The sequence below is a fragment of the Streptomyces albidoflavus genome, from assembly GCF_000719955.1.
Classification (GTDB): Bacteria; Actinomycetota; Actinomycetes; order Streptomycetales; family Streptomycetaceae; genus Streptomyces; species Streptomyces albidoflavus.
The window spans coordinates 91,494-113,910 of the sequence record NZ_JOII01000030.1 but is presented as its reverse complement, the minus strand read 5'-3'; the positions used below and the strand labels follow the sequence as shown (position 1 = coordinate 113,910).

At 72.9% G+C, this 22,417-nt stretch carries 20 protein-coding genes and 1 pseudogene; 7 read left to right on the top strand and 14 right to left on the bottom strand.

Annotation, left to right across the window (positions count from 1 at the left end; genetic code table 11):
* Positions 1-681: 681 nt before the first annotated feature.
* Positions 682-1,677, top strand: a complete 996-nt coding sequence (trpS, locus tag IF45_RS0125110) for a tryptophan--tRNA ligase (protein ID WP_030309725.1) — start codon at positions 682-684, stop codon at positions 1,675-1,677.
* Between the two features lie 45 nt (positions 1,678-1,722).
* Here trpS and proC read toward each other — a convergent pair whose 3' ends face one another.
* The 4 genes from proC to IF45_RS0125090 all read right to left on the bottom strand — a co-directional run bounded on the left by proC (position 1,723) and on the right by IF45_RS0125090 (position 5,178).
* Positions 1,723-2,532, bottom strand: a complete 810-nt coding sequence (gene proC / locus IF45_RS0125105; RefSeq protein WP_003948858.1) for a pyrroline-5-carboxylate reductase — start codon at positions 2,530-2,532, stop codon at positions 1,723-1,725.
* Between the two features lie 99 nt (positions 2,533-2,631).
* On the bottom strand, positions 2,632-3,405 hold the full coding sequence (locus IF45_RS0125100; RefSeq protein ID WP_008404937.1) for an ABC transporter permease: 774 nt from the start codon (positions 3,403-3,405) through the stop codon (positions 2,632-2,634).
* Entirely contained in the window at positions 3,402-4,199 is a 798-nt protein-coding gene (locus IF45_RS0125095) for an ABC transporter ATP-binding protein (protein ID WP_008404939.1), read from the bottom strand. Before IF45_RS0125095 ends, IF45_RS0125100 begins: the two co-directional genes overlap by 4 nt.
* Before the next feature lie 121 nt (positions 4,200-4,320).
* On the bottom strand, positions 4,321-5,178 hold the full coding sequence (locus tag IF45_RS0125090; RefSeq protein ID WP_030309718.1) for a class I SAM-dependent methyltransferase: 858 nt from the start codon (positions 5,176-5,178) through the stop codon (positions 4,321-4,323).
* Positions 5,179-5,370: 192 nt separating this feature from the next.
* Here IF45_RS0125090 and IF45_RS0125085 point away from each other — a divergent pair, with 192 nt between their 5' ends.
* Entirely contained in the window at positions 5,371-5,583 is a 213-nt protein-coding gene (locus IF45_RS0125085) for a DUF4287 domain-containing protein (RefSeq protein WP_030309716.1), read from the top strand.
* Positions 5,584-5,590: 7 nt separating this feature from the next.
* Here the strand turns inward: IF45_RS0125085 and IF45_RS0125080 are convergent, their stop codons facing one another.
* Together IF45_RS0125080 and IF45_RS0125075 are read right to left on the bottom strand one after the other, a co-directional pair.
* A complete protein-coding gene (locus IF45_RS0125080; protein WP_008404948.1) occupies positions 5,591-6,076 on the bottom strand; it encodes a hypothetical protein in 486 nt (161 codons plus the stop codon).
* Between the two features lie 61 nt (positions 6,077-6,137).
* Positions 6,138-6,620, bottom strand: a complete 483-nt coding sequence (locus IF45_RS0125075) for a MarR family winged helix-turn-helix transcriptional regulator (RefSeq protein ID WP_030309715.1) — start codon at positions 6,618-6,620, stop codon at positions 6,138-6,140.
* Between the two features lie 85 nt (positions 6,621-6,705).
* Here IF45_RS0125075 and IF45_RS0125070 point away from each other — a divergent pair, with 85 nt between their 5' ends.
* Entirely contained in the window at positions 6,706-7,080 is a 375-nt protein-coding gene (locus IF45_RS0125070; RefSeq protein WP_030309711.1) for a cupin domain-containing protein, read from the top strand.
* A gap of 67 nt (positions 7,081-7,147) precedes the next feature.
* Here IF45_RS0125070 and ilvD read toward each other — a convergent pair whose 3' ends face one another.
* The 5 genes from ilvD to IF45_RS0125045 form a co-directional block, all read right to left on the bottom strand.
* Positions 7,148-8,998 carry a dihydroxy-acid dehydratase gene (gene ilvD / locus IF45_RS0125065; protein ID WP_003948865.1) on the bottom strand — a complete coding sequence of 617 codons (1,851 nt, stop codon included), beginning with the start codon at positions 8,996-8,998 and terminating at the stop codon, positions 7,148-7,150.
* Between the two features lie 122 nt (positions 8,999-9,120).
* Positions 9,121-9,759: a TetR/AcrR family transcriptional regulator gene (locus tag IF45_RS0125060; protein WP_003948866.1), complete on the bottom strand. Its 639-nt coding sequence runs from the start codon at positions 9,757-9,759 to the stop codon at positions 9,121-9,123.
* Positions 9,756-10,592: a sugar phosphate isomerase/epimerase family protein gene (locus IF45_RS0125055; protein WP_003948867.1), complete on the bottom strand. Its 837-nt coding sequence runs from the start codon at positions 10,590-10,592 to the stop codon at positions 9,756-9,758. Before IF45_RS0125055 ends, IF45_RS0125060 begins: the two co-directional genes overlap by 4 nt.
* Before the next feature lie 90 nt (positions 10,593-10,682).
* The gene (locus IF45_RS0125050; protein ID WP_008404955.1) at positions 10,683-11,543 is read right to left on the bottom strand and encodes an NmrA/HSCARG family protein; all 861 of its coding nucleotides are present in this window, start codon (positions 11,541-11,543) and stop codon (positions 10,683-10,685) included.
* 371 nt (positions 11,544-11,914) lie between these two features.
* A complete protein-coding gene (locus tag IF45_RS0125045; RefSeq protein WP_008404957.1) occupies positions 11,915-12,847 on the bottom strand; it encodes a Ppx/GppA family phosphatase in 933 nt (310 codons plus the stop codon).
* Between the two features lie 70 nt (positions 12,848-12,917).
* On the opposite strand from IF45_RS0125045, the gene IF45_RS0125040 reads away from it, so the two are divergent.
* On the top strand, positions 12,918-13,790 hold the full coding sequence (locus IF45_RS0125040; protein ID WP_107048052.1) for a DUF3109 family protein: 873 nt from the start codon (positions 12,918-12,920) through the stop codon (positions 13,788-13,790).
* Positions 13,791-13,963: 173 nt separating this feature from the next.
* On the opposite strand, the pseudogene IF45_RS31605 reads toward IF45_RS0125040, so the two are convergent.
* Both IF45_RS31605 and IF45_RS33635 read right to left on the bottom strand, forming a co-directional pair.
* Positions 13,964-14,668 (bottom strand): annotated as a pseudogene (locus IF45_RS31605) (helix-turn-helix domain-containing protein); the annotation flags it as partial.
* 1,272 nt (positions 14,669-15,940) lie between these two features.
* The gene (locus tag IF45_RS33635; RefSeq protein ID WP_030309704.1) at positions 15,941-17,695 is read right to left on the bottom strand and encodes a BACON domain-containing protein; all 1,755 of its coding nucleotides are present in this window, start codon (positions 17,693-17,695) and stop codon (positions 15,941-15,943) included.
* A 278-nt stretch (positions 17,696-17,973) separates the two neighbouring features.
* Between IF45_RS33635 and IF45_RS0125025 the strand changes: the two genes are divergently transcribed.
* The 3 genes from IF45_RS0125025 (at position 17,974) to disA (ending at position 21,313) form a co-directional block, all read left to right on the top strand.
* Positions 17,974-18,549 (top strand): dihydrofolate reductase family protein, encoded by a 576-nt coding sequence (locus IF45_RS0125025; RefSeq protein ID WP_008404967.1) that lies wholly within the window; start codon positions 17,974-17,976, stop codon positions 18,547-18,549.
* Positions 18,550-18,602: 53 nt separating this feature from the next.
* Positions 18,603-20,021, top strand: coding sequence for a DNA repair protein RadA (gene radA, locus IF45_RS0125020; RefSeq protein ID WP_003948876.1), 1,419 nt, complete (start codon positions 18,603-18,605; stop codon positions 20,019-20,021).
* Between the two features lie 170 nt (positions 20,022-20,191).
* On the top strand, positions 20,192-21,313 hold the full coding sequence (gene disA / locus IF45_RS0125015; RefSeq protein ID WP_003948877.1) for a DNA integrity scanning diadenylate cyclase DisA: 1,122 nt from the start codon (positions 20,192-20,194) through the stop codon (positions 21,311-21,313).
* An 81-nt stretch (positions 21,314-21,394) separates the two neighbouring features.
* Here disA and IF45_RS0125010 read toward each other — a convergent pair whose 3' ends face one another.
* Positions 21,395-22,213, bottom strand: coding sequence for a hypothetical protein (locus IF45_RS0125010; protein WP_008404971.1), 819 nt, complete (start codon positions 22,211-22,213; stop codon positions 21,395-21,397).
* Positions 22,214-22,417: the final 204 nt, after the last annotated feature.

Here is a 22,417-nt window from a genome sequence, read left to right as displayed (position 1 = left end):
GACTTTTAGCACGCTGTTGAGTTCTCAAGGAACGGACGCTTCCTTTGTACTCACCCTCTCGGGCTTTCCTCCGGGCGCTTCCCTTCGGTATTTCGTGTTACCGACTCTATCAGACTCTTTCGCGTCCGATTTCCTCGGTGCCTTTCCGGTTCCAGCTCCGCGTTTCCGCTTCGCTTTTCCCTTTCCGGCGGTTCCGACTCTATCAGATCCTTTCGGGCCTGATTCCCAGTCAGCGGGATTCGCCTTCCCGGCTGTTGGGCCGTTCCGACTGGTGAGACTTTAGCGGATTCCCTTTCCCCGAGCTAATCGGGGGCGGCCCTGTCGGGACGCGGATTCCTCATTCCGCAATGCGCGACGGAACGAGCAGCGGAGACCGCTGTGCGTTCTGAAGAGGTCCTGCGGATCGGCTGCCCGGGGACCGGTGGGAACCGGCGCTCACGTCGGGCAACTCGCTGGACCTTACGGAGGGGCTCCAGGGGCTGTCAACTTGGGGTGGTCCCGGTCTAAGCTCCCCCCGTGACCACGCGTACGTACAACGGGCTCTGGTGGGCCGCCTGACGGCGGCCAGCCCTGACGTGTGCAGACAACGGCCGCCGCACCGGCGGCCGTTGGCGTATCTCCTCCCTGAGCGGGAGCGGCCGGCCGGAAGGTGCGGGGCCCCTCGGAGAGAGTGGGAGAGAGATGACGCGGGTATTCAGCGGGATCAAGCCGACCGGGCATCTGACGCTGGGGAACTACCTGGGCGCGGTGCGCCAGTGGGTCGAGCGTGACCAGCACCGGGCGGACGCGCTGTTCTGCGTGGTGGATCTGCACGCACTGACCGTCGAGCACGATCCGGCGCGGGTCCGCAGACTGAGCCGGCAGGCCGCGACGCTGCTGCTGGCGGCGGGGCTCGACCCCGAGCGGTGCACGGTCTTCGTGCAGAGCCACGTCGACGAGCACGCCCGGCTCTCCTATCTCCTGGAGTGCGTCGCCACCGACGGGGAGATGCGGCGGATGATCCAGTACAAGGAGAAGTCCGTGAAGGAGCGGGAGCGGGGCGGGAGTGTGCGGCTGTCGTTGCTGACCTATCCCGTGCTGATGGCGGCGGACATCCTGGCGTACCGGACGGACGAGGTGCCGGTGGGTGAGGACCAGACGCAGCACGTCGAGCTGACGCGGGACCTCGCGGAGCGGTTCAACCAGCGGTACGGGCCGGCGTTCGTGGTGCCCCGGGCGACCAATCCGCCGGTGGGGGCGCGCGTCATGGACCTGCAGGAGCCCGGCGCCAAGATGGGGAAGTCGCACGAGTCGGGGGCGGGCATCATCTATCTGCTGGACGAGCCGGAGGTGGTGCGGCGGAAGGTGATGCGGGCGCTGACCGACAGCGGCCGCGAGGTGCGCCACGACCGGGAGCGGATGCCCGGGGTCACCAACCTGCTGGAGATCCTGGCGGGGTGCACCGGAGCCGATCCCGAGAAGCTGGCCGGGCAGTACACCTCGTACGGCGCGTTGAAGAAGGACACGGCCGGGGCGGTGGAGGAGGTGCTGCGGCCGGTGCGGGAGCGGCATGCCGCGCTGGTGGCCGATCGCGGTGAGGTGGACGCGGTGCTGCGGCGCGGGGCCGAGCGGGCGCGGGCGATGGCGCGGCCCGTGGTCGACGAGGCGTACCGGGCGGTCGGGCTGCTGCCGGCCTGAAAGGGCACGGGGTGGGGCTGCCTCGGGCGCCCCACCCCGTTTTGGTCAGCCCTTGCCGGAGGCCAGTTCGCGGCTGCGGTCGCGGGCGGCCTCCAGGGCGGCGATGAGGGCGGCGCGGACGCCGTGGTTCTCCAGTTCGCGGATGGCGTTGATGGTGGTGCCGGCCGGGGAGGTGACGGCCTCGCGGAGTTTCACGGGGTGTTCGCCGCTGTCGCGGAGCATGACGGCGGCGCCGATCGCGGCCTGCACGATGAGGTCGTGGGCCTGGGAGCGGGGCAGGCCGAGCAGGATGCCGGCGTCGGTCATCGCCTCGACCAGGAAGTAGAAGTAGGCGGGGCCGGAGCCGGAGAGGGCGGTGGCGGCGTCCTGCTGGGACTCGGGGACGCGCAGGGTCTTGCCAACGCCGCCGAAGATCTCCTGGGCGATGGCGAGGTGCGCCGGGTTGGCGTGCGTACCGCCGGAGATCACCGACATCGCCTCGTCCACCAGGGCGGGCGTGTTGGTCATGACGCGGACCACGGGGGTGCCGGCGGCCAAGCGCTCCTCGAAGTACGCGGTGGGGATGCCGGCGGCGCCGCTGATGACGAGGCGGTCGGCGGGGACGTGCGGGGCCAGTTCCTCGACGAGGGCGCCCATGTCCTGCGGCTTGACGGTGAGGATGAGGGTGTCGGCGGTCTTGGCGGCCTCGGCGTTGGTGACCGGGGTGACGCCGTAGCGCTCGCGGAGGGTGTCGGCGCGCTCGGGGCGGCGGGCGGTGACGAGGAGGTCCGCGGGGGACCAGCCGGCGCGGATCATTCCGCTGAGCAGGGCCTCGCCGATCTTGCCGGTGCCGAGCACTGCGACTTTCTGGGTCATGTCGGGGTTCGCCCTCCGCGTGGTGCCGTACGTGCCGTTCCGCTCGTCATCCTCGCACCGGCGGGCGGCGGGGCGCGGAGCTGTCCGCCGGTCGGTCGGTCAGGTGGTGCGGCGGCGCAGGGTGGCGGCGCCGAGGACCAGGACGAGTACGGCGCTGCCGGCGACGATCGCCAGGTCGCGGACGAAGGTGCCGGTGACTCCCGGGCGGGTGAGGACCTCGTTCATCGCGTCGACGGCGTACGACATGGGGAGCACGTTCGAGACGGCCTCCAGGACGGGGTGCATGTTCGGGCGCGGGGTGAAGAGGCCGCAGAGCAGCAGCTGCGGGAAGATCACCGCCGGCATGAACTGCACGGCCTGGAACTCGGAGGCGGCGAAGGCCGAGACGAAGAGGCCGAGGGCGGTGCCGAGCAGCGCGTCGAGGACGGCGACCAGGAGCAGCAGCCACGGGGAGCCCGTGACGTCGAGGCCCAGGAGCCAGACGGAGAGCGCGGTGGCGAGCGCCGACTGGACCACCGCGAGGGCGCCGAAGGCGAGGGCGTAGCCGGCGATGAGGTCGGCCTTGCCGAGCGGCAGGGCGAGGAGGCGTTCCAGGGTGCCCGAGGTGCGTTCGCGCAGGGTGGCGATGGAGGTGACCAGGAACATCGTGATGAGCGGGAAGATCCCGAGCAGGGAGGCGCCGATGGCATCGAAGGTGCCCGGGCTGCCGTCGAAGACGTAGCGGAGCAGCGTGATCATGACGCAGGGCACCAGGAGCAGCAGGGCGATGGTGCGCGGGTCGTGGCGGAGCTGGCGCAGGACGCGGGCGGCGGTGGCGAGGGTGCGGGCGGCGGAGAAGGCGGTGGGGCGCGCCGGGGTGGCGGTGGCGGTCATGGGGTGCGCTCCTCGGGGGTCGTCGCCGGGTGGCCGGCGGCGTCGACCAGGTGGAGGAAGGCTTCTTCGACGGTGGGGCGGTGGGTGCGGGCGCGCAGGGCCTCGGGGGTGTCCTCGGCGAGGACGCGGCCCTCGCGCATGAGGAGGAGGCGGTGGCAGCGCTCCGCCTCGTCCATGACGTGCGAGGAGACGAGGAGGGTGGTGCCGTGTTCGGCGGCGAGGCGGTGGAAGAGGTTCCACAGGTCGCGGCGGAGTACGGGGTCGAGGCCGACGGTCGGTTCGTCCAGGACGAGGAGGTCGGGGGCGCCGAGCAGGGCGACGGCGAGGGAAACCCGGCTGCGCTGGCCGCCGGAGAGCTGTCCGGCGAGGGCGTCGGCGTGCGAGGTGAGGTCGACGTCGGCGAGGGCGCGGGTGACGGCCTCGACGCGGCGGGCCGTGGCGCGGCGGCCCGGGTCGAGGACGGCGGCGAAGTAGGCGAGGTTCTGGCGGACGGTCAGGTCGTCGTAGACGGAGGGGGCCTGGGTGACGTAGCCGATGCAATGGCGCAGGCGGGGGTCGCCGGCCGGGTGGCCGAGGACGTCGAGGGTGCCGGTGACCTTGGCCTGGGTGCCGGCGAGGGCGCGCATGAGGGTGGTCTTGCCGCAGCCGGAGGGGCCGAGGAGGCCGGTGACCTGGCCGGTTTCCACGGTGAAGTGGAGGTCGTCCAGGACGGTGCGGGAGCCCCGGGTGACGGTGAGGGCGGTGGCGGTGACGGCGGCGCCCGGGGCGTCGTCGGGCGGCGGCTTTTTATTCATCACCTGTTGAATACTCCTCCTGGGACGGGTCCGGGTCAAGGGACGAGGAGGAGTGGTACGCGAACGGCGCGCCGCCCGACCCGGTGGAAACTCCGGGAGGGCGGCGCGCCGGGCGGGGTGGTCAGGCGGAGACGGGCCGGGAGGTCAGGACCAGGTCCACCACGTACCGCTCCTCGACGTGACCGTCGGGGAAGAGCTGGAGCAGCCGGGCGCGCTCGCGGTCGAGGAAATCCTGGGCGAGGGCGGCGTCGGCGACCAGGAAGAGGGAGTGGCTGGCGAGGTTGGCCAGGTGGTCGTCGACGGTGAGCCGGCGCGACCAGGGGATCCGGTGGGTGAGCGGGGCGTCGGCCACCGGCTCGGGTTCGGGGGCGCCGGGGCGGGAGGGCGCCTTGGCCAGCGCTCCCACGACGGGGTCCCCGACGGCGGGGGCGGCGTCGGCGTCGGCGCGGCCCGGGATGTGCGCGCCGTGGGCGGCGCCCTCCGGGCCGAAGTGGGCGAGCAGGCGGTCGGCCTGGTCGGCGACCCAGGTGTGGGAGGAGTCGGAGATGTTCCACCAGCGGGCCAGGACGCCGCCGGGGCGCAGCACGCGGTACGCCTCCGGAAGGGCGCGCCCGGGGTCGGTCCAGTGGAAGGACTGGGCGAAGGTGACGAGGTCGGCGGCGCCGTCGGCGAGGGGGAGGGCGTTGCCGTCGCCGCGGACCAGGGGGGTGCCGGGCAGGGTCCGGCGGAGTTCGGCCGCCATGCCTTCGCCGGGCTCGACGGCGAGGACATGGGCGCCGCGTGCGTGGAGCTGGGCGGTGGCGATGCCGGTTCCGGCGCCGATGTCGGCGACGCGGACTCCGGCGAGGGGGCGGCCGAGCGCTTCCTCCACGGCCTCGTACAGAGCCGGCGGGTAGGAGGGGCGGTACTTGGCGTAGTGGGCCGAGGCGGTGTTGAAGGAGGCGGCTCGGCGGGTGCGGTCGGCCAGGGGGTCGGGCATGCGGGCTCCTCCGGGGTGGGCGCTGGTTCAGGTCGTGGCTATCACCTGGGGTGTTGTGGGGGCCAGGGGTTTCCGTGCCGGGCGGGAAGTGACGCGCCGCGCGGCGATGAGTTTTCGCGGGCGGGACGGTCGTAGGGGGTGACAGGCGGCGCGGTGTGCGTCGAGGAGTCGTTCCGGAGGGGGTTGTCCGTCATGGCGGAAAACGTGAAGGGCCCGGCCAGTTACTTCCCGTCGATCGAGAAGACGTACGGGCGGCCGGTGGCGGAGTGGCAGGAGCTGGTCCGGTCGTCGCCGCTGACCCGGCACATGGAGCTGGTGGCCTGGCTGAAGGCCGAGCACGGGCTGGGGCACGGGCACGCCAACGCGCTCGTGGCGCACACCCTGGCCGAGGGGCGCGCGAAGTAGCGGGCGGTCAGCGCTTCGCCCGGCGTCCCGGGTGGCCGGTGCGGCGGGCGCGGCGGCGGGACGCCTGGGCGACGGCCTCCTCGTACTCGGCGCGGTGCAGCCCCTCGCCCGGCGCCTCGCGGAGGCTGCGCAGGGCCCAGGCGACGAGGACGCCGAGGAAGCCGATGGCCATGAGGCCGCGCAGCGACTGCCGGCGCTCGGGATCGGGGCGCTTGGTGAAGCTCTCCCACTCCCGGCCGAAGGCGATGGCGGTGCAGAGCGCGAACATGCCGACGACCAGGACGTTGAGCACCCAGCCGACCTCGGCCAGGGCCATGCCCTGGTAGCCGATCCGCAGCAGCACGGCGCTGGCGGCGGCGAGCGCGAGGGAGCCGGCCGCGACACCGGCGCGGCGCAGGCCGTAGTGGCCGGAGTGGTCGAGCCAGGTGGTGCCGAAGAAACGGATCGGCTCGGGGTGCGGGCCGGGGGCGGTGGGGCGGGGCGAGTCGGTCACGGTGGCGATTGTCTCCGGTCGGGGGCGGGGGCGGGGGCGGGGAGCGGCCTGGCGGGCGGGGTCACCAGACGGGCCTCAGCGGGGGAAGGTCGTCGCCCGTGAGGGTGCGGATCAGGGCGGCCAGTCCGGTGCGGAGGGGGGCGAGGGTGGCGCCCTCCTGGCGGTCGGCGAGTTCGGCCTCCAGGGTGTGGAGGACGCGGCCGGCGACGGCGAGGTGGGCGCGGGCGGCGTCGGTCAGGACGAGGAGCTTGCGGCGGCCGCCCGCCGGGTGGGGGTCGCGGCGGACGTAGCCGCGGCGTTCCAGGTCGTCCACGATCTGCCCGGCGGCCTGCTTGGTGACGCCGAGGCGCTCGGCCAGTTCGCTGCTGGTGACGGGGGTGCGGGCGAGGAGCTGGAAGACCATGCCGTGGACGGGGCGCAGGTCGCCCTCGCCGACGGCGGCGACCCGGTCGTTGAACTCGGCCAGCACCAGCTGGAACGCCATGCCGAGCAGGAAGGTCAGCTCGGCCTCGGGCAGGGGATCGTCTCGGCGCACGGGATTCATGATGACACGGAGCGGTCAAGCTGCTTTACTCCCATCAAGTAAAGCAGCTTGACTCACTGTCGCCACCGCCCAAGGAGCCTTCCCCATGCAGGTCGTCGCGCCCTCCCCCGCCCATGTCACCGCCACCCCGAACGCCGTCATGACCGGGCTCGCCGCGCCCAGCCGGGGCAGCACCGAACTCAGCACCTGGCGGGTGCGGATGGAGGCGGAGGCGGCCGGTCCGGTGCACACGGCCGACCGGGAGCAGGTCTGGACCGTGCTGAGCGGGGTGCTGGAGTTCACCTGCGGCGCGGAGGCCGCCGCCGTCTCGGCGGGCGGCACCGTCATCCTCCCGGCCGGGGCGACGCGCCGGGTGCGGACGGTGCGGGGGCCCGCCGAGGCGCTGGTCGCGATGGCCTCCGGGGGTGCGGTGACGACGCCGGGGAGCCCGGAGCCGCGGCGGCTGCCCTGGGCGGAGTGAGGCCGGGCACGCCTCGGCCCCGGCGCCCGCTGGGGGCGGCCGGGGCCGGGGAGTGGTCGTACGCGGGTCAGCCCAGCTTCGTCACATCGCGGACCGCGCCCTTGTCGGCGCTGGTGGCCATGGCGGCGTAGGCGCGCAGGGCGGCGGAGACCTTGCGCTCGCGGGCGACGGGCTCGTAGCGGCCGCCGAGGGCCTCGCGGCGGGCGTCGAGGGTGGCGTCGTCGACCAGCAGGTCGATGGAGCGGTTCGGGATGTCGATCCGGATGCGGTCGCCGTCCTCGACGAGGGCGATGGCGCCGCCGGAGGCCGCCTCCGGGGAGGCGTGGCCGATGGAGAGGCCCGAGGTGCCGCCGGAGAAGCGGCCGTCGGTGATGAGCGCGCAGGTCTTGCCGAGCCCCCGGCCCTTCAGGAAGGAGGTCGGGTAGAGCATCTCCTGCATGCCGGGGCCGCCCTTGGGGCCCTCGTAGCGGATGACGACCACGTCGCCGTGGGTGATCTCCTTGCGGAGGATCTTGTCGACCGCGTCCTCCTGGGACTCGCAGACGACGGCCGGGCCCTCGAAGGTCCAGATCGACTCGTCGACGCCGGCGGTCTTGACGACGCAGCCGTCCACCGCGATGTTGCCGCGCAGCACGGCGAGGCCGCCGTCGGCGGAGTAGGCGTGCTCGACCGAGCGGATGCAGCCGCCGGCCGCGTCGGTGTCGAGCGAGTCCCACCGCTCGGACTGGGAGAACGCCTCGGCGGAGCGGCGGCAGCCGGGGGCGGCGTACCAGAGGTCCAGGGCCTCGGCGGAGGCCGAGCCACTGCGGATGTCCCAGTTCTTCAGCCACTCGTCGATGGTGTCGGAGTGGACGGTGTGGACGTTCTCGTTGAGCAGGCCGCCGCGGTACAGCTCGCCGAGGAGGGCGGGGATGCCGCCGGCGCGGTGCACGTCCTCCATGTAGTACGTGCCGCCGGGGGCGACGTTCGGGGCGACCTTGGCGAGGCAGGGGACGCGGCGCGAGATGGCGTCGATGTCGGTGAGGTCGTACCCCAGCTCGGCCTCCTGGGCGGCGGCGAGCAGGTGGAGGATGGTGTTGGTGGAGCCGCCCATGGCGATGTCGAGGGCCATGGCGTTCTCGAAGGCCTCGCGGGTGGCGATGTTGCGGGGCAGGACCGAGGCGTCGTCGTCCTGGTAGTACCGCTTGGTCAGCTCGACCACGGTGGCGCCGGCCCGCTCGTAGAGCGCCTTGCGGGCGGTGTGGGTGGCGAGGACCGAGCCGTTGCCCGGGAGGGAGAGGCCGATGGCCTCGGTGAGGCAGTTCATCGAGTTGGCGGTGAACATGCCGGAACACGAGCCGCAGGTCGGGCAGGCGTTCTCCTCGATGCGGAGGATGTCCTCGTCGGAGACGGACTCGTCGACCGCGTCGCTGATCGCGTTGACCAGGTCGAGTTTTCGCACCGTGCCGTCGACCAGCGTGGCCTGGCCGGCCTCCATGGGGCCGCCGGAGACGAAGATCGTGGGGATGTTGAGCCGCAGGGCGGCCATCAGCATGCCCGGGGTGATCTTGTCGCAGTTGGAGATGCAGATCAGGGCGTCGGCGCAGTGCGCCTCGACCATGTACTCGACCGAGTCCGCGATGAGGTCGCGGGAGGGCAGCGAGTAGAGCATGCCGCCGTGGCCCATGGCGATGCCGTCGTCCACCGCGATGGTGTTGAACTCGCGGGGCACCGCGCCCGCCGCCTTGATCGCCTCGGAGACGATCCGGCCGACCGGCTGGAGGTGGGTGTGCCCGGGGACGAACTCGGTGAAGGAGTTGGCCACGGCGATGATCGGCTTGCCGATGTCCTCGCCGGCTACACCGGAGGCCCGCATGAGGGCGCGGGCGCCCGCCATGTTCCGGCCGTGGGTGACTGTGCGGGACCTCAGCTCGGGCATCGTCGCTCGCTCCTTCTGGGCCTTCTGGGGGAATGGGTCTGGCTTCGAGCGTACGCCTTCCGTGCCGCTTCGTGGACAGTTTGTCCACGCCGTGGGACAGGGCGCGCGGGACGGGCGGCGGCTCAGGCGCCGGTGGCCGGTACGGCCTCCGGGTCGGTCAGGTACCGCTGGAGCGTCGGGGCGACCGTGGCGACGATCGTCTCCGGGTCTGCGGAGGCCAGCGGCTCCAGCTCCAGTACGTACCGGAGCATGGCGACCCCGATCAGCTGGGAGGCGGCCAGCTCGGCGCGGAGCGTCGGGGCGGGGACGGGGACCTGGGCGGCGATGCGCTCCAGGAGGTTGCGCGTGACGAAGCTGCGCATGATGTCGCGGGCCGCCTCGTGGGTGAGGGCCGAGCGGACCACCGCCAGCACGGGCCCACGGGTCCTCGGGTCCTCCCAGAAGCCCAGGAAGAGACGGGCGACGCGTTCGCCGACACCGTCGGGGCCGTCGGCGAGGAGGGCCGGCAGCTCCTTGGCGGGGAGGGCGAGGGAGAGGTCGACGGCGGCGGCGAAGATCTCGTCCTTGGTGCCGAAGTAGTGGTGGACGAGGGCCGGGTCGACGCCCGCGGCCTGGGCGATCCGGCGGATCGAGGTCTTGTCGTAGCCCCGGGCGGAGAACTCCTCGCGGGCGGCGGCCAGGATGCGGTCGCGGGCGGCCGGGGTGCCCTCGGCCGAGCGGAGGGAGGGGCGTCCCCGGCGGCGGGGCGCGTCCGGTGTCACCGGCCGGGGCCGGGGGTGTGCGGCGACGGGGTGGCGGCCAGGTGGAGGCGGGTGAAGGCGAGCGCCTCGGCGAGGTCGGCCTCGCGTTCGGCGCTGGACATGGCGCGCCGGGTGTTGACCTCGATGACGACATGGCCGTCGAAGCCGCGGGCGGCCAGGCGCTCCAGGGTCTCGGCGCAGGGCTGCGTGCCCCGGCCGGGGACGAGGTGCTCGTCCTTGTTGGAGCCGCCGCCGTCGGCGAGGTGGAGGTGGGCGAGGCGGTCGCCCATGCGGTCGATCATGTCGAGGGCGTCGGTGCGGGCCGTCGCGGTGTGCGAGAGATCGACCGTGAAGTGCCGGTAGTCGTCCTTGGTGACGTCCCAGTCGGGCGCGTAGGCGAGCATCTCGCGGTCGCGGTAGCGCCACGGATACATGTTCTCGACGGCGAAGCGGACGTCCGTCTCGTCGGCCATCCGCCAGATGCCGGAGACGAAGTCCTTGGCGTACTGCCGCTGCCAGCGGAACGGGGGGTGCACGACGACGGTCGAGGCGCCGAGCCGCTCGGCGGCGGACTTGGCGCGCTGGAGCTTGGTCCACGGGTCGGTGGACCAGACGCGCTGGGTGATCAGCAGGCAGGGGGCGTGGACGGCGAGGATCGGTATCCGGTGGTAGTCGGAGAGCCGGCGCAGCGCCTCGATGTCCTGGCTGACCGGGTCGGTCCAGACCATGACCTCGACGCCGTCGTAGCCCAGGCGCGCGGCGATCTCGAAGGCCGTCGCCGTCGACTCCGGATAGACCGAGGCCGTCGACAGGGCGACCTTCGCATCGGGGATGCGCACCACTGGTTCTGCCACGAGGAACAGCGTAACGGGGCCGCAGGCCCGCGGCCCGGGACGGGGGCGTGGGGTGCGACACCTCACCACGGACCCGGCGGCGGTCCACGCTCAGCGCGCGTCCGGCCAGCGCTGGGACTCGGCCCAGTCGGCGTAGGTGGTCCAGGGGACGCCGGGGAAGCGGGCGTGCAGGGCGGGGATGTCGACGTCGTAGCCGTGCTCGGCGAGGAAGGCCCACATGGCGCCCATGTCCGGGTCGGCCTCGCGGACCGCCTCCAGCGGGGTGGGGCGGTAGGCCAGCTCGCGGTCGGTGGCGGCGCCGATCGCGGCGGCCATCTGCGGGCCGGTGGGGTCGTCGCCGGCCAGCTCCACGCGCTCGCCGGTCCAGGCGCCGGGGTCGGCGAGGATCTCGGCGACGACGTGGCCGAGGTCATGGCGGGCGATCTGCTGGAGCCTGGTCTCCGGGCCGAGCGGCAGGGCGAGGAATCCGGCCTCGATCTCGTCGGCCAGGCCGAGGGCGTTCTCGTAGAAATAGGTGGGGGCGACGACGGTGGAGGGCACGTCGGCGGCGGCCAGGAGGCGCTCGGTGTGCGCCTTGGTCTCGAAGTGCGGGATGCCGGTGTGGAGGTCGGCCCCCGCGACGGAGGAGAAGACCAGGTGCGGCAGGCCCGCCCGCTCGGCGGCGCGGACGACGGCGGCGCCCTGCTCCTTCTCGGCGTCGAGGCCGTCCTGGAACGGCGTGGTCACCGCGAAGGCGGCGTCGGTGGAGCGGAAGAGCGTGGCCAGCGCGTCGGTGTCGGTGAGGTCGCCCTCCTCGATGGAGACGCCCGCCCCCGCGAGAACCTGGGCCCGGACGCTGCCCGGGTCCCGCACCATGGCTCTGACCTGGTGCCCTGTGCGCAGCAGCGCGGCGGTGACGGCACCGCCCTGGCCGCCGGTGGCGCCGAGTACCGCGATGGTCGCGAGGGTCATGGGTCGCCTCCTGGGACGGGGGTGCGCTGCGGGTTCCGCGTGGGTCACGGGACGAACAGGGTGTTACGCCTCGTATGTCCGTTCTCGTTATGTGCGTTCCCGTTGCGCGGGCCGTCAATCTCACCGGGCGGGGGTGGTTCGGCGCCCGGACGGCGTGGGCGCGTGGGGGGGGGGGGGCGGGGTTGCGGTGATCACGGTGGCAGGGGCGGGGGCGGGTGGCTGGACCGGCGGCGAGAGTGATCGCCCGGGTACGCGTGGTGTGGGCGGTGTCGGCGGTGTGGGCGGTGTGGCCGGTCCGCGGCCGGCTGCCGGGCCGGCGGGCCGGGCTGCGTGGCCCTGCCCCGGCCGCCGTTCCGCCCGCCGCCTCGCGGTCACTGGGCCGGCATGTGGTCCAGGTGCCGGAGGATGACGCCTTCGCGCAGCGCCCACGGGCAGATCTCCAGCGTCTCCACGCCGAAGAGGTCCATCGCCGCCTCGGCGACCAGGGCGCCCGCCGGGAGCTGGGCCGCCCTGCCCTCCGAGACGCCGGGCAGCAGCGCCCGCTCGGCGGCCGGCATGGCCGCCAGCCGGGGCACCCACTCCTCCAGCGACTTCCGCTTCAGCTCGCGCTGGACGTACAGCCCCTCGGCGGAGCGGGCCGCCCCGGCCAGCCGCGCCAGCTGCTTGAAGGTCTTGGAGGTGGCGACGACGTGGTCGGGCGCGCCGAAGCGGCTGAACTCGCCGACGACGCGGGCGATCTGCGTCCGTACGTCCTTGCGGAGCGCCCGGACGTCCTCGGCGTCCGGCGGGTCGCCGGGCAGCCGCCCGGCCGTGAGCCGCCCGGCGCCGAGCGGGAGGGAGACGCTGACGTCCGGCTCCTCGTCCGTGCCGTAGGCGATCTCCAGGGAGCCGCCGCCGATGTCGAGGACGAGCAGCCGTCCGGCCGACCAGCCGTACCAGCGGCGGGCGGCCAGGAAGGTCAGGCGGGCCTCGTCCTCGCCGGAGATGACCCGCAGCGCGACGCCGGTCTCCTCGTGGACGCGGGCCAGCACCTCGTCCCCGTTGGCCGCCTCCCGGACCGCCGAGGTCGCGAAGGGCAGCAGCTCCTCGACGCCCTTGTCCTCGGCGGCGGCCAGCGCCTCGCGGACACTTTCGACCAGCCGCTCGACGCCGTCGGGCGTGATCGCGCCGACCTCGTCCAGGAGCTGGGCGAGGCGCAGGTCGGTCTTGTGGGAGTGCGCGGGCAGCGGGCGCGCGCCAGGGTGGGCGTCGACCACCAGCAGATGCACCGTGTTCGAACCCACGTCGAGGACACCGAGTCTCATACGGGGAACGCTACTGCCCGCCCGGCGCCGCGCGGTCCCGGTTCACCGGGCTCCCGCATAGGCTGGAAACGTGCCAAAGACGAAAAAGGCGAAGGACGACCGCCCCGCCGGGGCGGCGGAAGCACCGGTCAAGGGGAAGAAGGGCAAGGTGAAGGCGGCGAAGGCGGACAAGGGCGCGCGGGACGAGCGGGTCCAGGACGAGCAGGGGCTCGACTTCGCCCGGGCCTGGGTGGAGTTCCCCGATCCGGCCGACGACGAGCAGATCTTCCGCTGCGACCTGACGTGGCTGACCTCCCGCTGGAACTGCGTCTTCGGCAGCGGCTGCCAGGGCATCCAGGCGGGCCGTGCCGACGACGGCTGCTGCACGCTGGGCGCCCACTTCTCCGACGAGGAGGACGAGGAGCGGGTGGCGGGCCATGTGGCGAGGCTCACGCCCGACATCTGGCAGCACCACGACGTGGGCACCGACTCCGGCTGGACCCAGGAGGACGAGGACGGCGACCGCCAGACCCGCCGCTGGCAGGGCTCCTGCATCTTCCAGAACCGCCCGGGCTTCGCGGGCGGCGCCGGCTGCTCGCTGCACATCCTGGCGCTCCGCGAGGGCCGCGAGCCCCTGGAGACCAAGCCGGACGTCTGCTGGCAGCTCCCGGTCCGCCGCACCTACGAGTGGATCGACCGCCCCGACGACACCCGCGTCCTCCAGGTCTCCATCGGCGAGTACGACCGGCGCGGCTGGGGCCCCGGCGGCCACGACCTGCACTGGTGGTGCACCTCCGCCACCTCCGCCCACGGCGCCGGCGACCCCGTCTACGTGAGCTACGCCCCCGAACTCCGCGAACTCATGGGCAAGGACGGCTACGACCGCCTCGCCGAACTCTGCGAGGCCCGCCTCGCCTCCCAGCTGCCGATGGTGGCACCGCATCCGGCTGATCCGGGAATGTGAACGAAAAGGGGGCCTTAGCTGGGGTGGGCGTTCCAGCCAGCTAGCCGCGCTTGGTACGACCACGGAACGCCATCCCGACTCCGGATAGCCGCACCAGCGCGCCAGCGTGTTGATCACGAGTGTTGTCAACGCAGACTCGTCTTGATCATGGGAAGAACTTCCGGTGCATTGGAGGCGCCGTTGTCGGTCAGGACGCGCTCGACCGTCACGCCGTGAGCAGCGAAGAAGGCGTTCGCCCGCTGCCAGAAGGCGAACGCGGTGTCCTTGCGCTCGTCGGGCAGGACCTCGCTGTAGGCGAGACGGGAGTGGTCGTCGACGGCGGAGTGGATGTAGCTGTAGCCGATCACCGGATTGCAGCTCCTGCGCTCGCTGGTGCTGGCCTGGCGGTTGCGGGCGCCGGCTGTTCTGCCGAATACGCGCCAGCCGCCGCCGTCGGGGATGTTGCCGAGCTTCTTGATGCCGACGTGGACCAGTTCGCCGGGCCGGGCCCACTCGTATCGTCGAATCACCCGCCCGGTGGGGGCGGTCGAGCCGGGCCAGTCGGTTGATGCCGTGGCGCGTCAGGATCCGGTGGACCGTCGAGGCCGGCAAGCTCAGGACGGGTCCAATACGGGCGGGTCCGAGTCTGCGGCCAGTCCGCAGTCGGCAGGCCCGGCCTCGATCATGGCGGGCGTGCGGTGCGGGGTCGTGTGTGGCCCGCTTGAGCGGTCGTGGAGACCGGCTTCGCCTTCGGCCCGCCAGCGGCGAACCCACTTGTGGGCCGTGGAGCGGAATATCCCCATCTCAGCCGCGACGTGCACGACAGGCCGACCGGACTGGACGCGCTCGACCAGGATCCGCCTGCCATGAACCGGCAGCCGGACGTTACGGTGAGACACGAAGACCTCCGTGCGCGGTGCAGCTTAGACACCTCCACCACACCGGAGGTCTTCATCATGATCAAGGCCTGACCCGCGTCAACAACGCTGCGAGTCAATACACCCAGCGGTTATCCCGCGACTCGGATCGAAGGCGGATGTATCACCACAGGAAGATCGGCTTGTCCGGTTACGCCTCGACTGGAGCCAGACTGAATGTGCCGAGCACCGGTAAGCGAGATCTGGAGTTGCGGGACAGCCTTCAACCCCTTGGTTTCCCTCAGCCCACTCAGCCGGGCGCGAATTCACCCGGGCTTCAGAAATCGATTCGCGCCCACTTCACCGCCGCTGGGCACGACGTCGCCGCCACCGGTAGACCGACATCACGACCAGCCCTCCCACCACGGAACCCACGATCGCACCGAGGTCCAGAACGTGCGGCATCCCTGGGGTGTACAGAGTCAACAGCAGGACGGCCAACGTCCCTAGCAGGAACGCCGCTGTCTCTCCTTTCCAGTAAGGACTTTGCTGGCCTGTTTGCCTTCGCGACATGGCGTCACCTCACTTGACGATGTAGTGACACTGCGTCCCCCGTAGGGATGAATTTACATAGATCTTCGCACACGCCTTACCGTAGTGAGGCAACGTCTGCTTAGCAGCCTGCCTTTCCGGATATCGCTCGCAGACATTGTGCGTCTTGCCGCGCGACGTCTTATACGTCCGCCCATCCGTGTCCGCATAACTGAAATCAATGCGCCAGTTGCAGAACTGTGGCTTGACAGCACACAGCCCACCGCCCTGTACGGCCGCTGCCTGATAGCTGATCCGCTTACCGCTACCCTTGATTCGGTGACCCAACTGACACCCTCGAGGCAGACTGATCTCGATCCCGCCCCAGGTGTAGTTGAAGGCGTTGATATCCCCCCACCCCACGGCGTCCGGGACTGGACTGGCCGCCGCCAAAGCGGTGGACCCTTCGGGTGCCGCAACGAGCAGCATGGAAGCCGCAGCAACACCGAATCCTCGTAAAACTCGGCTGAGCACTTATCCCCGTTTCTTTGCTTTCCGTAACCAGGCGCTCAACTCCCCACTCACTGAGAGAAACAAACCGCAACGCATCAGCGTTCACCCGCACGAGTAATCCAGGTCAACAGGCTCACGCCCAGGCGGACGGCAGACTGCTGGCATCCGAACGCATTCGTCGCGTGCAGCCCGCCCAAGACACCGCGCCTTCGGCATCCGCCGCCTACTCGCTCTTGCTGCCAACAGCCTCTCTCGCCCTCTTCGTACCCACTAGCCGCCGGAGTCGCCCTGCCCGGGCTCGAACGGCCCCGATTCCGAAGGCCCCGGGTCCGACGGGCCAGGTTCGGAGGGGATCGGGCCGGGGTCCGTGGGCCCGGGATCGGTCGGGCCCGGGTCGGTCGGGCCGGGGTCCGTGGGGCCCGGATCGGTGGGGCCGGGGTCGGTCGGGCCCGGGTCCGTGGGGCCGGGGTCGGTCGGCTTCGGGGTGCCGGGGTCGGTCGGGCCGGGGCCGCCGGGGCCCGGCTGGGTGGTGCCGGGGTTGGGCGGGCCGGGGCGGCCGGGGGTGCCCGGGGTGGAGCCGTACCCCCGGACGGTGACCACGGCTCCGTGCGGGCCGATGGCGACGCGGGCGCTCCAGTGGCCGCGGGGCTCGCGGCCGGCGTCGACGAGAACCCGGAGCATGACCGTTTCGCCAGGTGCCAGCGTGCCGGAGGTACGGCTCAGTCGGAGCCAGGCCGAGCCCGCCCGCGCGGACCAGTCGACGGGGGCCGTGCCGGTGGCGGTCAGGGTGATGAGGGTGCCGTCGCGGGTGTGCCGGGCCTCGACGGCGAGGGGGCCGTGGGCCGAGCCCTCGGGCGGCGTGCCGGGGGTGGTGACCTCGACGGAGACGTCGGGGCGGTCGGAGGGGCGGGCGCTGCCGGTGTTCTCGTAGTGGCCGTCGGCGCCGGGGCCGTGGCCCGCGTCCGGGTCCCCGCTCTCGCTGGCCGCCACCGGACGGCCGCCCTCCGCCTCGCCGGTCTCGGGCGCGCCCCGGTAGGCGGCCCACAGGGCGAGCACCGGTGCGGCGACCACGGTGGCGACCAGGGTGGTGGTGACGGCGCGGGCCCGCATCCGCTCGCGGCGGGCGGCGCGGTCCCGGGGGTCCATCGGGAAGCCCTCGCGGTTGAAGCGCGGGGCGGTGCGGACCACGCGGTGCGACCGCACTCCGGAGGGGAAGGCGGCGGCCAGCGCGCCCCGGTCGGGGGCGACCAGAGGCAGCGGCCCCGGGACGGGGCGGGCGGTGCCCGGCCAGGGGGCGGCGGCCTCGGCGCGTTCGGCGGCGCGGCGGCAGCGCGGGCAGTCGTCGACGTGCCGGACCAGTTCGGTGCGCAGGGCCGTGCTGAGCAGGACCCGCCGGTCGCCGGTGAGGCGGGCGACGCTGGGGCAGGTGCCGCGTTCGACCACGCTGAGCGCCGCCCTGGTCCGCTCGACCTCGCAGGAGGCGGCGGCGAGCAGGGTCCGGGTGGCGGCGGGGTCGGCGCCGAGCACGGCGGCGATCTCCTCGGGGGAAAGGCCGTGGCGTACGGAGAGTTCCAGGGCCTCGCGCTGCTCGGGGCTGGTCCCGGCCGCCTCCGGCCAGGCGAGCCGGGCCAGTTCGGCGGCGCGCAGCTCGTCGGGGGCGCGGCGGCGCTCCCGGGGGGCGTGCGCCGGCGGGCGTCCGGCCTGCGCCTCGGCCAGTTCGCGGAGGCAGACCCAGCGGGCCAGGGCGTAGAGCCATGCGCGGCGGCCGGCCGGTCCGCGGGCGGGGCGGGAGCTGTTCCGTGCGGCGAGGGCGACCACCTCGGCCAGGGCGGAGTGGGCGAGGTCGTGGTCGTGCAGGATCGAGAGGCAGTAGGTGAACAGGCCGTCCAGATGGGCGTCGTCGCCCTGCCCCCCGGCGGCGGTGACGGCGGCCTGGGCAGGCTTTCCGGCCTTCCGGGAGGCCGGGGCGCGGTGTGCCCTGGGCGCGCCGGTGGGGTGCGTGGGGCGGTCGGTCCTGCTGCTCATCACCCGGACGACCGTAGGCGCGTTCGGCGGAACCTTCCGCCACCTTGCACACTTTTCATCCGTACGGGTGAACAGATCCCTCATAAGGGGACAGGAGATCAGGTTTCAACCCGCCGGACGGCTCACTTCAGGTGAGGGGCACGCGCCCCGGAGTCGCCCCGTCCGCCACGCCGGAGCCGGGTTCCGGCGTGGCCGAATCCATGCGGTTCCGGCGGGGGGCCGGAAAAATCTTCCGGCGGGACCGATGAGCCCCGCACACCACCCGGGTCAGGGCAGTCATGGGATACATCGCCTCCGGCATCTCCATGTCACTCGACGGCTTCGTCACCGGCCCGGGCCCCACCCGCGAACGCCCGCTCGGCGAGCGCGGGGAGGTGCTGCGCCGCTGGCTGGACGAGCCGATGGCGACGGGTGACCGCGCCCTGCTCGCCGGGATGCGCGCCCGCACCGGCGCCGTCGTCATGGGCCGCAACGGCTACGCCCCGTACGAGGGGGGCACCGCGGGCCCGCTCGGCGCCACCCCGTGCGTCGTCCTCACCCACACCCCGCCCAAGCCGGACGAGGTCGGCGCCCCCGAGGTGTTCACCTTCGTCACCGGCGGCATCGGGGAGGCGCTGGAGCGGGCCGGGGAGCTGGCGGGCGGGAAGGACGTCGTGCTGCACGGCGCCTCCCCGGTCCAGCAGGCGCTGCGCGCGGGCCTCGTCGACGAGCTGTGCGTCAGCCTGACCCCGGTCATCCTCGGTTCCGGCACCCGCCTCTTCGACAACCTGGAGGGGGTCCACGTCCAGCTGGAGCGGCTCCAGGTGGTGATGTCGCCGGGCGTGACGCACCTGCGGTTCCAGGTCAGCCGGTAGGGGCCGGCGGACGCGCGGCGGGGAGTGTCGGTGGGCGCCGCTACCGTTGCCCCATGGCTGCCCGTACGAAATCCGCCAAGGAACGGCCGTCCTACCGGTGCACCGAGTGCGGCTGGCAGACGGCGAAGTGGCTCGGCCGCTGCCCCGAGTGCCAGGCCTGGGGCACGGTCGAGGAGTACGGCGCGCCCGCCGTCCGCACCACCGCCCCGGGGCGGGTGACCAGCTCCGCCCTGCCCATCGCGCAGGTCGACGGCAAGCAGGCGACGGCCCGCCCGACCGGCGTGCCCGAGCTGGACCGGGTGCTCGGCGGTGGTCTGGTGCCCGGCGCCGTGGTGCTGGTCGCGGGCGAGCCGGGCGTCGGCAAGTCCACGCTGCTGCTGGACGTCGCGGCGAAGGCCGCCTCCGACGAGCACCGCACGCTGTACGTCACCGGCGAGGAGTCGGCCAGCCAGGTCCGGCTGCGCGCCGACCGGATCGACGCGCTCAGCGACCACCTGTACCTCACCGCCGAGACCGACCTCTCCGCCGTGCTCGGCCATCTGGACGCGGTCAAGCCCTCGTTGCTGGTCCTGGACTCCGTGCAGACCGTCGCCTCCCCCGAGATCGACGGCGCGCCCGGCGGCATGGCGCAGGTCAGAGAGGTGGCCGGGGCGCTGATCCGGGCCTCCAAGGAGCGCGGCATGTCCACGCTCCTGGTCGGCCACGTCACCAAGGACGGCGCCATCGCCGGCCCCCGCCTGCTGGAGCACCTGGTCGACGTGGTGCTGCACTTCGAGGGCGACCGGCACGCCCGGCTCCGCCTGGTCCGAGGCGTCAAGAACCGCTACGGCACCACCGACGAGGTCGGCTGCTTCGAGCTGCACGACGAGGGCATCACCGGCCTCGCCGACCCCAGCGGCCTCTTCCTGACCCGCCGCGCCGAACCGGTCCCCGGCACCTGCCTGACGGTGACGCTGGAGGGCCGCCGCCCGCTGGTCGCCGAGGTCCAGGCGCTCACCGTCGACTCGCAGATCCCCTCCCCGCGCCGGACCACCTCGGGGCTGGAGACCTCCCGGGTCTCGATGATGCTGGCGGTGCTGGAGCAGCGCGGCCGCATCACCGCGCTCGGCAAGCGGGACATCTACTCGGCGACGGTCGGCGGCGTGAAGCTCTCCGAGCCCGCCGCCGACCTCGCGGTGGCCCTCGCCCTGGCCAGCGCGGCGAGCGACACCCCGCTCCCGAAGAACCTGGTGGCGATCGGCGAGGTCGGTCTCGCGGGCGAGGTCCGGCGGGTGACGGGCGTCCAGCGGCGGCTGGCGGAGGCGGCCCGGCTGGGCTTCACCCACGCCCTCGTACCGGCCGACCCGGGGAAGGTGCCGCCGGGGATGAAGGTGGTCGAAGTGGCCGACATGGGGGACGCGTTGCGGGTTCTGCCGCGGCGGCGCCGGGCCCAGAGCCCGGCAAGCCCCCAGGAGGCGGAGGAGCGCCGGTAGACTTTTGCCAGGTCTCGCCGGTCCGGCAGGAGTCGTCGTACGGTCCGGACGCACCGTGACCTGGTCGGCCGCGCCGGTGGAGCTGTGGCCTCGGGGGCTGCGGTCCCCCGGCCCGACGGGCCGCGACCAGGGCGGGGCGGCAGAGGCAAACCCGCGACCGGAGGAGTGCAGTGGCAGCCAATGACCGGGCAACGGCCCCCGGCAAGTCCGGCGGGCCCGGTGCCGACGGGCTGATGCGTGCCTCGCTGAGCGCCGTCGCCCCCGGCACCCAGCTGCGGGACGGGCTGGAGCGGATTCTGCGGGGGAACACCGGCGGACTCATCGTGCTCGGCTGGGACAGGACCGTCGAGTCGATGTGTACCGGCGGCTTCGTGCTGGACGTCGAGTTCTCGGCGACCCGCCTGCGCGAGCTGTGCAAGCTCGACGGCGGCATCGTCCTCGACAAGGACCTCACCAAGATCCTGCGCGCCGGAGTCCAGCTCGTCCCCGACCCGACCATCCCCACCGACGAGACCGGCACCCGGCACCGCACCGCCGACCGCGTCTCCAAGCAGGTCAACTTCCCCGTGGTCTCGGTCAGCCAGTCGATGCGGCTGATCGCGCTCTACGTGGACGGGCAGCGCCGGGTCCTGGAGGACTCGGCCGCCATCCTCTCCCGCGCCAACCAGGCCCTCGCGACGCTGGAGCGGTACAAGCTCCGGCTGGACGAGGTGGCCGGCACGCTCTCGGCGCTGGAGATCGAGGACCTGGTGACGGTCCGCGACGTCACGGCCGTCTCGCAGCGGCTGGAGATGGTCCGCCGGATCGCCGCCGAGATCGCCGAGTACGTGGTGGAACTGGGCACCGACGGGCGTCTGCTCGCCCTCCAGCTGGACGAGCTGATCGCCGGCGTCGAGCCCGAACGCGAGCTGGTCGTCCGGGACTACGTGCCGGAACCCACGGCGAAGCGTTCCCGGACGGTGGACGAGGCGCTGGCGGAGCTGGGCAAGCTCAGCCACACCGAGCTGCTCGAACTGCCCGTGGTGGCGCGGGCGCTCGGCTACACCGGCTCGCCGGAGGCGCTGGACTCGGCGGTGTCGCCGCGCGGCTTCCGCCTCCTGGCGAAGGTGCCGCGGCTGCCCGGGGCCATCATCGACCGGCTGGTGGAGCACTTCGGCGGCCTCCAGAAGCTGCTGGCGGCCAGCGTGGACGACCTGCAGACGGTGGACGGCGTCGGCGAGGCCCGCGCCCGCAGCGTCCGTGAGGGCCTCTCCCGCCTGGCCGAGTCGTCGATCCTGGAGCGGTACGTCTGACCGCGCCCCCCGTCACGTGAGAAGCGCCGCCGCACGGAGTCCGTGCGGCGGCGCTCTCGTCCCCGTACCGGGGCCGGGCGGTCAGTCCTTGGCGAGGACGAAGGAGATCTTGTCCGTGGCGCCGGGGGCCTTGACCTCGGCGAGGTAGGTGCCGGGTCCGGCGTTGCCGGCCGGCGGGGTGGCGCACTTGTCGGCGCTGGCGCGGCGGTCCCAGGTGACGGTGTGGGAGACGCTGCCCTGGGCCGGGAGCTTCAGCAGCAGGCTGCCGGTGGCGGGGCAGTGCGCGGAGGACCACAGCGGCTTGTCCTCGCCGGTCTCGGTGATCGTCAGCACGGCCGTCTTGGGCCCGAGATCGACCTTGCAGTCGGCCTTGGAGGTGTTCTCGGCCTTGAGGACGAGCTTCGGCTTCTGGTCCGGCTCGTAGGTGTTCTTGGCGGACCGCAGGCTCATCTCCACCGCGTCGGCCGGGCAGTTGGGCAGGGGGGACCCGGCCGGTACCTGCTCGCCGGTGGTCTCGCCGCCTCCCGCGCCCCCGGCGCCCGAACCGGAACCGGAACCGGATTCCCCGTCGCCGGACCCGCCCCCTCCGGAGCCCTCGCCGTCGCCGCCCGCGCCGCCGGAGCCGCCCGTGCCGCTCTCGTCGTCCTCGCCGGACTCGTCGCGGCCGCCCGGGTGTTCGCTGATCGCGGGGCCCGAGGGGGAGTCGCCGGGGGTGATGGAGGGCGCGGGGCTGTGGCCGCCGGAACCGGAGGCTCCGTCGCGCTTCCCACCGCCGCCGACTGACACCACCAGCCAGGTCACGAGGAGGGCGAGCACCGCCACGACGGACAGCAGAACAACCCTCCGTCGCCAGTAGATGGAGGAGGGAAGCGGCCCGATCGGATTGCGCAGAGATCCCACGCCCAAACCTTACGAGAGATCAGGCGCGTCTCCGGCCCTACCCGCCGCTCGGAGCACATCTTTTCCGGATCATCATTCCACCGGACACCCGATCAGGCCCCGGGGCAGCACACTCGGGGACACCATGTCGACAGAGGGTCACCAGGCATGCGCGGAACGGCAGATTCCCGGTTCCGGGGCGGCCGATGAGACGCACGCCGCACG